The sequence below is a fragment of the Faecalicatena contorta genome, assembly GCF_021531895.1.
Lineage (GTDB): Bacteria > Bacillota > Clostridia > Lachnospirales > Lachnospiraceae > JAFBIX01.
Genome location: NZ_JAFBIX010000023.1, coordinates 1 through 12,630, shown reverse-complemented (window position 1 = coordinate 12,630; position 12,630 = coordinate 1). Strand labels below are relative to the sequence as shown.

11 protein-coding genes are annotated in these 12,630 nt (G+C 38.7%); all 11 read left to right on the top strand.

What is annotated here, in order from left to right; all coding sequences use genetic code 11:
* Positions 1 to 33: 33 nt before the first annotated feature.
* The 11 genes from JQM81_RS09985 to JQM81_RS09935 all read left to right on the top strand — a co-directional run bounded on the left by JQM81_RS09985 (position 34) and on the right by JQM81_RS09935 (position 12,210).
* Positions 34 to 1,569, top strand: coding sequence for an NAD(P)H-hydrate dehydratase (locus tag JQM81_RS09985; protein WP_235233408.1), 1,536 nt, complete (start codon positions 34 to 36; stop codon positions 1,567 to 1,569).
* Positions 1,535 to 2,704 (top strand): alanine racemase, encoded by a 1,170-nt coding sequence (gene alr, locus JQM81_RS09980; RefSeq protein WP_235233407.1) that lies wholly within the window; start codon positions 1,535 to 1,537, stop codon positions 2,702 to 2,704. Before JQM81_RS09985 ends, alr begins: the two co-directional genes overlap by 35 nt.
* 80 nt (positions 2,705 to 2,784) lie before the next feature.
* Positions 2,785 to 3,132, top strand: coding sequence for a type II toxin-antitoxin system PemK/MazF family toxin (locus JQM81_RS09975; protein WP_235233450.1), 348 nt, complete (start codon positions 2,785 to 2,787; stop codon positions 3,130 to 3,132).
* Positions 3,133 to 3,156: 24 nt separating this feature from the next.
* Entirely contained in the window at positions 3,157 to 3,945 is a 789-nt protein-coding gene (locus tag JQM81_RS09970; RefSeq protein ID WP_235233449.1) for a hemolysin family protein, read from the top strand.
* Positions 3,946 to 4,008: 63 nt separating this feature from the next.
* On the top strand, positions 4,009 to 4,740 hold the full coding sequence (locus JQM81_RS09965; RefSeq protein WP_235233406.1) for a YebC/PmpR family DNA-binding transcriptional regulator: 732 nt from the start codon (positions 4,009 to 4,011) through the stop codon (positions 4,738 to 4,740).
* A 33-nt stretch (positions 4,741 to 4,773) separates the two neighbouring features.
* A complete protein-coding gene (locus tag JQM81_RS09960) occupies positions 4,774 to 5,538 on the top strand; it encodes a CFI-box-CTERM domain-containing protein (protein ID WP_235233405.1) in 765 nt (254 codons plus the stop codon).
* A gap of 10 nt (positions 5,539 to 5,548) precedes the next feature.
* A complete protein-coding gene (locus tag JQM81_RS09955) occupies positions 5,549 to 6,829 on the top strand; it encodes an O-acetylhomoserine aminocarboxypropyltransferase/cysteine synthase family protein (protein WP_235233404.1) in 1,281 nt (426 codons plus the stop codon).
* A 50-nt stretch (positions 6,830 to 6,879) separates the two neighbouring features.
* Complete coding sequence (locus tag JQM81_RS09950; RefSeq protein ID WP_235233403.1) at positions 6,880 to 7,578, top strand: ClpP family protease; 699 nt, start codon at positions 6,880 to 6,882, stop codon at positions 7,576 to 7,578.
* Positions 7,579 to 7,640: 62 nt separating this feature from the next.
* Positions 7,641 to 10,043, top strand: coding sequence for an FtsK/SpoIIIE family DNA translocase (locus tag JQM81_RS09945; RefSeq protein WP_235233401.1), 2,403 nt, complete (start codon positions 7,641 to 7,643; stop codon positions 10,041 to 10,043).
* A 38-nt stretch (positions 10,044 to 10,081) separates the two neighbouring features.
* Positions 10,082 to 10,921 (top strand): bifunctional methylenetetrahydrofolate dehydrogenase/methenyltetrahydrofolate cyclohydrolase FolD, encoded by an 840-nt coding sequence (gene folD / locus JQM81_RS09940; RefSeq protein ID WP_235233400.1) that lies wholly within the window; start codon positions 10,082 to 10,084, stop codon positions 10,919 to 10,921.
* A gap of 14 nt (positions 10,922 to 10,935) precedes the next feature.
* Positions 10,936 to 12,210 (top strand): chitobiase/beta-hexosaminidase C-terminal domain-containing protein, encoded by a 1,275-nt coding sequence (locus JQM81_RS09935; protein ID WP_235233398.1) that lies wholly within the window; start codon positions 10,936 to 10,938, stop codon positions 12,208 to 12,210.
* Positions 12,211 to 12,630 lie beyond the last annotated feature (420 nt).

The window sequence follows — 12,630 nt, the reverse complement described above, 5'->3', positions numbered from 1 at the left end:
TTATATTGTAAAATGAACTTGGAAGGTGAGATTATGCGATATCTGCTTAATGGAAATCAAATGAAAAAGGCGGATCAATATACAATACAGGAACTGGGAATTTCGTCTATGGAGTTAATGGAGCGTGCTGCAAAGAGATGTGTAGAGACTATGGAGGCGGAAAAACTTGATCTGTCCAAAGCGTGTATCGTATGTGGTTCAGGAAATAATGGTGGTGATGGATTTGCGATAGCGAGACTTTTGAAGGAAAAAGGATATTCTGTGACAGTATGTTTTGTAGGAAATGAGTCTCATCGTACGGATGAAACAAAGCAGCAGATGCGAAAATTAAGGGAGACAGGTGTTGAGATATTCAAAGAGTACAAAGAAGATGAATATAGTATCATAATAGATGCAATGTTCGGTGTTGGACTTAGCCGTGAGATTATAGGAAAATATTTTCAGATTATACAGAAGATGAATGAAGCAAAGGCTGTAAAATTCGCTGTAGATATGCCGTCTGGAATATCTGCGAATCATGGAAGTGTCCTTGGAATTGCTTTCCGTGCAGATATTACGGTGACTTTTCAAATAGAAAAGCTGGGACTTGCAATCTATCCCGGAAAGGAATATTCTGGTAAAGTGATTGTAGCTGATATCGGAATCCATACGGAAAAAATAATTGCTACCGAAAAAACGGCATATACTTATGAGAAGAAGGAATATTGTAAATTTCTGCCAGCCAGAAAAGAAAATTCTAATAAAGGGACCTATGGGAAATTACTTGTAATTGCAGGAAGTAAGGGTATGTCTGGAGCGGCTTATCTGAATGCAAAAGCGGCATATATGTCTGGAGCAGGACTGGTACAGATCTATACACCGGAAGAAAATAGAATTATTTTACAACAGCTCCTTCCGGAAGCAATTATTACAACTTATGACATTTTTGATAAGAATGAGTTGTTAAATCTTTTAACATGGGCAGATGCAGTTTGTATTGGATCTGGAATTGGAATCAGTGAGCGCTCCAGGAGAATATTGAAGGCAACTCTTGAGCATGTGAAAGTACCTTGTCTGATTGATGCAGATGGTTTGAACCTGATTGCTGAGCATAACGCTTATCTTCAAAAGACTCATCATACAGATTTTGTGATAACACCCCATATGAAAGAGATGTCACGGCTGTTACATATAAGTGTAGGGGAATTAAAACAACATAGGATGGATATACTGGATTCATTTGTTCAAAGAAGTCAATGGACTTGTGTGCTGAAGGATGCCAGAACTATTGTTGCATCAGTTCCTGGAGGGGACTATGTAAATATGTCAGGTAATTCGGCAATGGCAAAAGCTGGTTCTGGAGATGTACTGGCGGGATTAATAGCTGCGCTTTTGGCGCAAGGGCTTAGTTGTAGGGAAGCTTCTATTCTGGGAGTATACCTTCATGGAAGAGCAGGTGATTATGCTCGTATCAATAAGGGAAGTTATAGTGTTTTGGCAAGAGATTTGACGGAGTATTTATCCAATGCATTTAAAGAGCAGGAGGAGATAAAAAGTGAAGAATTATACGAGAGTCTGTGCAAGGATTGATCTTGATGCAATAGAATATAATATTGAGATGATGAAGGCAAATATACAAGATGGTGTTAAGATGCTGGCAGTTATTAAAACGGACGGATATGGGCATGGAGCGGTTCAGATTGCAAAGCTTCTCAGTACGAAAGATTATATCTGGGGGTATGCAGTTGCAACGCTTGATGAAGCGGTTATCCTTCGTCATGGAGGTATCACAAAGCCAATTCTTGTACTGGGATGTATCTTTCAGGATCAAAGAAAAGCAATGATTGAGCATGAAATTCGTATGACTGTGTATACAGAGGAGATGGCAAGAGAAGTATCAGATCTTGCAGTGGGTATGGGCAAAAATGCTTATATTCATATCAAGCTGGACACAGGAATGTCCCGACTTGGTTTTCCAGTTTGTCAAGAAAGTGTAGAGCATATTTTTAACATTGGCAAGCTGCCCAATCTTGTTATGGAAGGAATGTTTACACATTTTGCAAAAGCAGATGAGACGGATAAGTCATTTACCAGAAAACAGATGGAAGAGTATTGCTGGATGAAGGATGCACTGGCAGAAGAGGCGGTTACATTTACTTATTATCATTGCTCCAATAGCGCAGGTATTATTGATATGAAAGAAGCGAATATGGATCTGGTAAGAGCAGGAATTTCAACTTATGGAATGTATCCGTCTGAAGAAGTTGTTAAAGGAAATGTTCCATTGAAGCCTGCGATGAAATTGATCAGCCATGTAGCACATGTCAAATGGGTCAAGACTGGGACGCCAATCAGCTATGGTGGAACTTTTGTTACGGATAAGCGTACCAGAGTTGCAACTATCCCGGTAGGATATGGGGACGGATATCCCAGAAGCTTATCTAACAAGGGGTATGTTCTCATCAAAGGGAAAAAAGCACCAATTCTGGGGCGTGTCTGCATGGATCAGTTTATGGTTGATGTGACAGAGATTTCAAATGTTCAATTCGGGGATAAGGTAACACTGATCGGTGAAGATGGATCAGAAAAACTCCCGGTAGAAGTATTAAGTGACTTGTCTGGCAGATTTAACTATGAATTTGTATGTGATCTGGGCAAACGTATCCCAAGAGAATACATTCGTCATGGTAAAGTTGTAGAACAAGTAGATTATTTTGCAGAATAAATGAAATTAAACTCTATAGAATACATCCGAAAAAGATGGAAATACTAATTTTATCTTAAGAAAATCGGAGTGTGAATAGAGTGCAGGTAAGACGTGGAGATATATTTTATGCAGATTTAAGCCCGGTCGTAGGTTCTGAGCAGGGAGGGATTCGTCCAGTTCTGATTATACAGAATGATGTAGGAAACCGACATAGTCCGACTGTCATCTGTGCAGCCATAACTTCACGAATGAATAAGGCAAAATTACCGACCCACGTGGAGATTGATGCAAGTAAATATCAAATTGTAAAGAATTCTGTCATTTTGTTGGAACAGATCAGAACAATTGATAAGCAGCGCCTTAAGGATATGGTATGCCATTTAGATAAAGAGATAATGAACAAAGTAGATGAGGCTTTAAAGGTAAGTTTTGAGCTTCATACATAGCAAAGGAGTATGAAACAAAGAGATATGGAACAAGGTAGTTTATTCCAAAGAATGAGACAGATATTCCAGTTGGAAGATGAAATGGACGAAGGAATGCAGCGTGAGGCCGCAGGTCTGATTCGTAATATTTTCCGCTATATGGATAAAGATGCAAAAGATATCATGACCCATCGAAAAAATATTGTTGCAATTGATGGCGACGAATGTTTAGAAGAGGCACTGAAATTTATGCTGGATGAAAATTATTCTAGGTTTCCAATTTTTCGGGAAGACATTGATGAGATTATCGGAATCATTCATTTGAGAGAAGCAATGACATGTTATCTTAGAAAGGAATTGAGAGGGACGCCTATAAAGGAGCTGAAAGAATACATAAGACCAGTTACATTTATTCCGGAGACAAAAAGCATTGACACATTATTTAAGGAAATGCAGGCAGAAAAGAATCACGTAGTTATTGTTCTGGATGAGTATGGACAAACCTCTGGACTTGTTACCATGGAAGATATTCTTGAAGAAATTGTGGGAAATATTCTGGATGAACATGATGAAGAGGAAGAAATGATCACAAAACAGTCAGACGGAAGTTATATGGCAAATGGTTTGACAGAGTTAGAAGATCTGGAAGATATGCTCCCGATTGTGTTTGAAAAAGAAGATTATGAGACCTTAAACGGATTTCTGATCGATCAGCTTGAAAGAATTCCAGCAGAGGACGAACAATGTGTGATTGATTATGAAGGTTATCGATTTACAATTCTTCTCGTAGATAATAATACAATCCAAAGAGTTAAGATTGAAAAACTATCATAAAAGTGCTAAAATAGATAAAGTGTGTAAAAATATAATGATAAGATATAAAGTGAGGTATGTGAAATGTCAGGACATTCAAAATTTGCCAATATTAAGCATAAGAAAGAAAAAAATGATGCAGCAAAAGGAAAGATATTTACGAAGATAGGAAAAGAACTTGCAGTTGCAGTGAAAGAAGGCGGTAGTGCAGACCCGGCTAATAATAGCCGCCTGAGAGATGTTATTGCTAAGGCAAAAGCTAACAATATGCCTAATGATACAATTGATAGAAATATTAAACGTGCAGATAGTGATGCTAATGCTGCAAATTATGAGCATATTACATATGAAGGATATGGCCCTAACGGTACTGCAATTATCGTAGAAGCGCTTACTGATAACAGAAACCGTACTGCTACCAATGTAAAAAATGCTTTTACAAAAGGAAAGGGGAATGTAGGTACCCCGGGATGTGTTTCCTTTATGTTTGACAAAAAGGGGCAAATCGTTGTTGCAAAAGAAGAATATGAAGGAGATGCGGACGAACTGATGATGGCAGCATTGGATGCAGGGGCAGAGGATTTCTCTGAGGAAGAAGACAGCTTTGAGATTTTGACAGCCCCAGAGGACTTCAGTGCAGTACGTCAGGCACTTGAAGAAGCTGGTATTCCAATGGCTGCCGCAGATGTGACCATGATTCCTCAGACATATGTTGAGCTTACATCTGAAGAGGATATTAAAAACATTACGAAGACTCTGGATATGCTTGACGATGATGATGATGTTCAGGACGTCTACCATAATTGGGACGAATAATTCCGGTATCTTACATGCGGAGGAATAAAATTAATGAATGATATAAAAAAATCTCTGGAAGATCTTTTTGATGATATGATAAAAAACATACAGTTTTTTAAGAAAACAAGCTATCATTCCGTATTTAAGGAAAAATATGAAGAAAATCGAGAACTGTTTTTGTCATTATCGTCTTTTGTTGATGCAGCAGAAGAATCGAAAAAGGATAGAATAATAAAAGAATTGGCCACTGTAATTCCAGATTATGCCAGAGGAAAGCTTGCATCATTATCCAAGCGTCAGAAAGAAATATCAGCGATTGATTATAACATGAATATTGTTGTCTATATTATTCCTATGCTTTTATATGATCATCATCCTGTGAATGAAGCAATCGCAGATCAGCTGGTTTCCATCTGGAACGAGACGAAAGTAACTGGAATGGAAGTAAAAAAAGAAACTTTTGAAGGAATTGAAGGTGGATTCAAAAAGGGATTTTGTTATATTACGACAGCTGTCTGTGAGAGTCAGAATAAACCGGATAATTGTCATGAATTAACCGTTTTGAGAGAATATAGGGATCAATATCTCATGATGTCAGAGGAAGGGCAGAGGCTTGTGGCAGAATATTATGCTCTTGCGCCTTCCATTGTGATGGCATTAAATCGCAGAGAAGATTCCGTCCAGATTTATGATGGGATTTATCAGGAATATTTGATTCCTTGTATTCGATATGCAGAGAATGGTAAAAATGTAGAGTGTAAAAAACTGTATATGGATATGGTACACCATTTACAGGAAAAATATTTAGAGTCATAGGAGGAAGTATATGAGCGATTATAAGTTGGAAACAAAATGTATACAGTCTGGTTATCAGCCTGGCAATGGGGAGCCAAGAGTCCTGCCAATTTATCAGAGTACAACGTTTAAATACAATTCCAGTGAGCAGATGGGAAGATTGTTCGATCTGGAAGAAGCCGGATATTTTTATACCCGTCTTCAGAATCCTACGAACGATGCTGTAGCCGCAAAGATCTGTGATCTGGAAGGAGGTGTTGCAGCAATGCTGACATCTTCCGGTCAGGCTGCAAGCTTTTATGCAATTATGAATATTGTGGAGGCTGGTGATCATATCGTATGTGCTTCTGCGGTATATGGTGGTACATATAATCTTTATGCACATACTATTAAGAAGATGGGTGTGGATGCAACATTCGTTGATCCGGATTGTTCTGAAGAAGAGCTGAATGCAGCATTTCAGGAAAATACGAAGGCTGTATTTGGAGAAAGTATTGCCAACCCGGCTTTAGTAGTATTGGATTTTGAAAAATTTGCAAAAGCAGCACATGCACATGGCGTACCGTTTATTGTTGATAATACTTTTGCAACACCTGTGAATTGTCGTCCTTTTGAGTGGGGTGCAGATATTGTGACCCATTCTACGACAAAATATATGGATGGACATGCATCTTGTGTTGGGGGCGCGATTGTGGACAGCGGAAATTTTGACTGGGAAGCATATGCAGATAAATTCCCGGGACTTACAACTCCTGATGAGACTTATCATGGAATTGTCTATACACAGAAGTTTGGAAAATTAGCTTACATTACAAAAGCAACTTCTCAGCTGATGAGAGATCTGGGGTCTATTCAGGCACCTCAGAATGCATTTCTTCTGAATCTTGGCCTTGAGACTTTGCCACTTCGTATGGAAAGACATTGTTCTAATGCACTTAAGGCAGCAAAATATCTTCAGGGGCATGAGAAAGTAGCGTGGGTAAATTGCCCGTCTCTACCAGGAGATAAGTATTATGACCTTGCACAGAAATATATGCCAAACGGAACCTGTGGCGTTATTACATTTGGGCTGAAAGGTGGAAGAGAAGCAGCTGTTCGTATGATGGATAGTCTAAAGATGATTGCAATCGTTACACATGTGGCAGATGCAAGAAGCTGTGTGCTTCATCCGGCCAGCCATACACATCGTCAGATGAATGATCAGGAATTAATAGAAGCTGGAGTACAGCCAGATCTGATTCGATTTAGTGTAGGAATTGAACACATCGATGATATAATCGCTGATCTTTCTCAGGCGTTAGAACAGGTATAAAATCATTCAAACACCTCCATACTAATAGAAAATGTATGGAGGTGTTTTTTATGGCAAATGCAACACGTGAGGAACAAAAGAACGAACAGATCAGAGAATGGGGAAGTGTAGATCTTAACGAGAATCACAATCAATATAAGATTAAACTGTTGACTATCATTGGTGAGATCGAGGGGCATGAAGCAGTATCGAGTAATGCCAAAGCGACAAAATATGAGCACATATTACCTCTTTTAGCTGAAATCGAAGATAGTGATGAGATTGAAGGCGTGCTTATTCTTTTAAATACGTTAGGCGGAGATGTCGAAGCCGGGCTTTCGATTGCCGAGATGATTGCTTCCCTCAGTAAGCCGACAGTATCTCTTGTGCTTGGTGGAAGCCATTCTATCGGAGGCCCATTGGCAGTATCTGCAAAGTATTCTTTTATCGTACCGAGTGGAACTATGATCATTCATCCGGTGCGTTCGAATGGAATGTTTATTGGAGTAACACAAAGTCTTCGGAACATGATTCGAACACAAGACAGAATTACGAAATTTCTGTCTGAACATTCAAATATTTCTCAAAAAAGAATTGAAGAATTGATGTTAAATCCTACAGAGTTGGTCAAAGACGTAGGAACTCTTCTAGAAGGAAAGGATGCAGTACGAGAAGGGTTAATTGATGAAGTAGGTGGTATGAGCGATGCATTGAGGAAATTGCACGAAATGATAGACCAATGGAGGCAGAAAAAGTGTGAAAATATGTAATGACAGCCCTTTTTAAAAATGCTATACTATAAATAGTATTGCCAGAATAAGGGGGATATAATATGGCTGCTAAATCTAAGAAACGAGGGAGTAAAAAACAGACAAATAAGAAGAATTCTGAACAGAGTTTTGTCAGAGACGAGATTATTATCTGGGTGACACTTGCAGTCAGCATCTTACTATTACTCAGTAATTTTGGAATTGGGGGATTTGTAGGAGAAGCAATTGCTGATTTTCTGGAAAGCATTTTCGGATGGGTCGCATATATAATTCCATTCGTTTTATTTGGAACAGTTACGTTTCTCATATCAAATCGTGGGAATCTCAATGCTTATATGAAAACTTTTACCAGTCTCTTTTTTATGGTTCTGGTGTGCACTTTTTTACAATTGATCAATGACAAAGGCGGGAAACTGGGGGATATCCTTGTAAATATTCTTGTACCCGCCATTGGTGTTGTTGGTACATATGTGGTAGATATCATATTGATGATTATCTGCCTTGTAATTATTACTGGAAAATCAGCTTTAAAAAGCGTAAAAAATCAGGGAGATAAAGCTTACAATAAAGCCAAAAGAGATACGCAGCGTATAAAGGAACATGCTGAAGAGAAAAAGAAAACACGAGAAACACAGTCAAAGCCAGACAAAAAAGTGTCAAACAAAAGAAAAGACAAACATGTGGAAGGGGTTTCGTTTGATACTACGATTGCAAAAAAGTCGCCTGATGTGAAAGAGCTGACAATTGATCCGTTAAGTGAAAAGATTCAAAAGAAAGAATCAGCGCCTGAAAAGATGGATTTTGTAATTAATCGTGGAGAAGATCTTTCGGTTTCCGATAATAATATAGAGACAGAACCTATGATGGAAGATATACCGCGAGATGGAGCAGAGAATACCAAAAATAAAAAGCGCAGCAGTAAGATTGGCGCATCAGCCATTGCAAATGAAGTGGCGGATGTTGCCGCGGCAGTAGCCGAAGATGCTGTTAAACCGAAAAAAGATTATCAATTTCCACCTATTTCTCTATTAAAAAGAGGTGTGAAACATGCTGGTGAATCGGATGCCAGTCTTCGAGAAACTGCTATGAAACTGCAGCAAATCTTACAGAATTTTGGTGTCAATGTAACGGTGACGAATGTAAGTTGCGGGCCGTCAGTTACTCGTTATGAACTTCAGCCAGAGATGGGGGTAAAGGTAAGTAAAATTGTTGGACTCTCAGATGATATCAAGTTAAATCTTGCTGCTGCAGATATTCGTATAGAAGCCCCTATTCCAGGAAAAGCAGCGGTTGGAATCGAAGTTCCGAATAAAGAAAATTCCGCAGTTATGTTGAGAGATCTTCTTGAAGCTTCCGAATTCAAAAACAGTACTTCAAAGATATCTTTTGCGGTAGGAAAAGATATTGGTGGAAAAGTTGTAGTGACAGATATAGCCAAAATGCCGCACCTTCTGATTGCAGGTGCAACAGGTTCGGGTAAATCCGTGTGTATCAACACTTTGATCATGAGTATTTTATATAAAGCCAAACCAGACGAAGTCAAGTTAATTATGATTGATCCAAAGGTTGTTGAATTAAGTGTTTATAATGGAATCCCACACTTGATGATTCCAGTTGTTACAGATCCCAAAAAAGCTGCCGGTGCATTGAATTGGGCAGTGGCAGAGATGACAAGACGTTATCAGACATTTGCAGAATACCATGTACGGGATATGAAAGGATACAATGAAAAGATTGTATCTATGCCACAGGTGGAAGGTGAAGCAAAAGAACCTATGCCCCAGATTGTCATTATCGTAGACGAGCTGGCGGACTTGATGATGGTCGCACCAGGAGAAGTAGAAGAAGCAATCTGCCGTCTGGCACAGTTGGCCAGAGCAGCAGGAATTCATCTGGTATTAGCGACACAGAGACCATCAGTTAATGTCATTACTGGTTTGATCAAAGCAAATATGCCGTCGAGAATTGCATTTTCAGTTTCTTCAGGTGTAGATTCCAGAACAATTATAGATATGAATGGGGCTGAAAAGCTGTTAGGGAAAGGGGATATGCTTTTTTACCCTTCTGGTTATCAGAAACCAGCAAGAGTGCAAGGATCATTTGTAACTGACAAAGAAGTACAGAATGTTGTTGATTATTTAAAAAATCACAACAGTGATGTTACATACGATGAAGAAATTGTAAATCATGTGAACACCAATTCAGTAGGTACTATGTCATCATGTTCTGCAGATGGCGAGGATCGTGATGTGTATTTTGTGGATGCAGGACGTCTTATTATTGATAAAGACAAAGCGTCTATTGGAATGCTTCAGCGTACTTTTAAAATTGGCTTTAATCGTGCAGCACGTATTATGGATCAACTTTTTGAGGCTGGAGTAGTTGGACCGGAAGAAGGTACAAAACCAAGAAAGGTGTTAATGTCTCCGGAAGAATTTGAACAGTATGTAGATGAATGTTGTTAATATGATATGATTAACTAGTTTAAGGAGAATATTTAGATATGACAAGATTGATTGACGGAAAAGCTATTTCCGCACAGATAAAAGAAGAATTGAAAGAGCAAGTGGAAGCAATGAAAGCAGATGGACAGTCAGTTTGTCTTGCCGTAATTCAAGTAGGTGATGATCCTGCCTCTTCCATCTATGTAAGAAATAAAAAGAAAGCATGTGCATATATCGGAATCCAATCCTTGTCTTATGAGTTAAAAGAAACAACCACACAAGAAGAATTACTAGAGTTGGTTGAAAAATTGAATCAAGATGAAAATGTACATGGTATTCTGGTTCAGCTACCACTTCCTTCTCATATTGATGAGGATGCAATTGTGAAAGCAATTATTCCAGAAAAAGATGTGGATGGCTTTCACCCAGAGAGTGTAGGGAAAATGGTCATTGGGGAAGATGGCTTTGAATCATGTACTCCAGCCGGTGTAATTCAACTGTTAAAACGTTCTGGTATTGAAATTACAGGAAAAGAATGTGTAGTTGTTGGCAGAAGCAATAATGTGGGAAAGCCAATGGGCTTGCTTTTGCTTCGAGAAAATGGTACAGTAACTATTGCGCATTCAAAGACAAAGAACTTAAAAGATGTGACAAAGAGAGCGGATATTTTGATTGTAGCGATGGGAAAACCAAAATACATCACGTCTGAATATATAAAAGATGGTGCTGTAGTGATAGATGTAGGTATGCATAGAAATTCTGAAAATAAGCTATGCGGAGATGTTGATTTTGAAGATGTTAAAGACAAAGTATCTGCTATAACCCCTGTGCCAGGTGGTGTAGGACCAATGACAATTGCGATGCTAATGTGTAATTGTGTGAAAGCAGCTAGTAAGTAGGAGGTTCGCTTAAGATGAAATGTAGGTATTGCGGACAAAAAATACCAGAAGGAATGTTATATTGTGAAAACTGTGGAAAGGAAGTTCGCATTGTCCCAGATTATAATCCTTTGGATGATATGTTAACTGCTCAGATCCGAGGGGCTATTAATGGGGATGATGATTATATAGATTATGATTCTATGAACAGTCAAAATACAGAAAGACGTAATACTGCAAGCAAAAATACGGGAAGACAGAATGGAAATTCACGTCGAAATGTTACTTCTCGAAATACATCACAGAATGTATCAAGAAATACATCGCGTAATAATACATCAAGAAATATGTCAGAACGTGAAAGACGCCGTCGTCAGGCGGAGCGCAAAAAAGCAATGCGTCGTAAAAAAAGAAAACGGATATTGCTTATATTTTTGGTTTTACTTATTGCATTTATTGGAATCGGCATCGTAGTGTATCAGACTTCTTATAAAGGGATAGTGACAAAAGGATATAAATCAATAGAATCGAAAGAGTTCGATGCTGCGGCTGGGTATTTTCAGAAAGCCATTAATAAAAATAAGGAAAAACCGGAGGCATATACGGGATTATCCAAGGTATATATTGAACAGAAACAATTAGACAAAGCTGAAAAGGTATTTTTGGACGCAATAGAACAACAGCCCAAGAATGCAGATATCTATGAAGCATGTGTGAATTTTTATATGGATACTGATCAGAAAGAAGAGATTCCTTTACTTCTAGAAGATGCTGATGATAGTGTTACAAAACTCTTGGCTGGCTATATTGTTGTCGGACCGGAGTTTAGTCTGGATGATGATGAAACCTTTGATGATGTACAAGAATTATCTCTTAGTACAGAAAAGGGTTGTACGATATATTATACTGATGATGGTTCAGAACCGACAGTCAATAGTATAAAGTATTCAGAACCGATCCAAATCGGAGAAGACGAGACTATAATTACAGCAATTGCTGTTAATGAAAAGGGGATTCCAAGTCTTCCCGTAAAAAAGAATTATTTAGTAGAATTACCTATAGAAGATGCCCCTGCAGTTTCTCCATCCACTGGTCAATATGAGACTGCGAATCAGATAGAAATAAAAGTACCAGATGGTTATGAGGCATATTACACCATGGACGGAACGGATCCGACAACTGCGTCTAAAAAATACTCAGGTCCAATAAATATGCCAGAAGGTGAAACGATATTTAAAGCGATTTTGGTTAACGGAAAAGGACGTAGTAGTGGCGTTACTACGAGAAACTATGTACTGGAAGTTGAGTAAATGGGAATTTAGATTAGTTAGTTGGTAATTGGGAAGTGTACGGCGCAAGGGAGTTGGATAGGCTGGTCTGTTTCCGGTATCCTTCGCCAAGAATCCATAACATAAAAAAGAGTTGCAATTTCGTGACCGGATGCCAAATTCTCACACGGAATTGCAACTCTTTTTTCTGTAACGGATTCTATCGCTTGACTGGACGGAAACAGACCAGCCTATCCAACTCCCTTGCGCCTGACATTCCCAATTACTGAACGAACTCATCTGGGGTAATTCCTGGCGCGAAGCGCAATGGGGAGCGATGTTTTTATACTATTCATCATTATTTCAATGGAAGATTCAGTTAGTTATTCTGCCAGTTTTTTGACAATATCTTTACTATGATCTTTCCCTCTGCATGACGCGCAGGAATTCTCCCAGATGAGG

Excerpts from the sequence above, each read along its gene's own strand:
- folD (WP_235233400.1), top strand. The coding sequence starts at position 10,082 with ATGACAAGATTGATTGACGGAAAAGCTATTTCCGCACAGATAAAAGAA.
- JQM81_RS09960 (WP_235233405.1), top strand. The coding sequence starts at position 4,774 with ATGAATGATATAAAAAAATCTCTGGAAGATCTTTTTGATGATATGATA.
- JQM81_RS09935 (WP_235233398.1), top strand. The coding sequence starts at position 10,936 with ATGAAATGTAGGTATTGCGGACAAAAAATACCAGAAGGAATGTTATAT.
- JQM81_RS09985 (WP_235233408.1), top strand. The coding sequence starts at position 34 with ATGCGATATCTGCTTAATGGAAATCAAATGAAAAAGGCGGATCAATAT.
- JQM81_RS09950 (WP_235233403.1), top strand. The coding sequence starts at position 6,880 with ATGGCAAATGCAACACGTGAGGAACAAAAGAACGAACAGATCAGAGAA.
- JQM81_RS09970 (WP_235233449.1), top strand. The coding sequence starts at position 3,157 with ATGGAACAAGGTAGTTTATTCCAAAGAATGAGACAGATATTCCAGTTG.
- JQM81_RS09965 (WP_235233406.1), top strand. The coding sequence starts at position 4,009 with ATGTCAGGACATTCAAAATTTGCCAATATTAAGCATAAGAAAGAAAAA.
- JQM81_RS09945 (WP_235233401.1), top strand. The coding sequence starts at position 7,641 with ATGGCTGCTAAATCTAAGAAACGAGGGAGTAAAAAACAGACAAATAAG.
- JQM81_RS09955 (WP_235233404.1), top strand. The coding sequence starts at position 5,549 with ATGAGCGATTATAAGTTGGAAACAAAATGTATACAGTCTGGTTATCAG.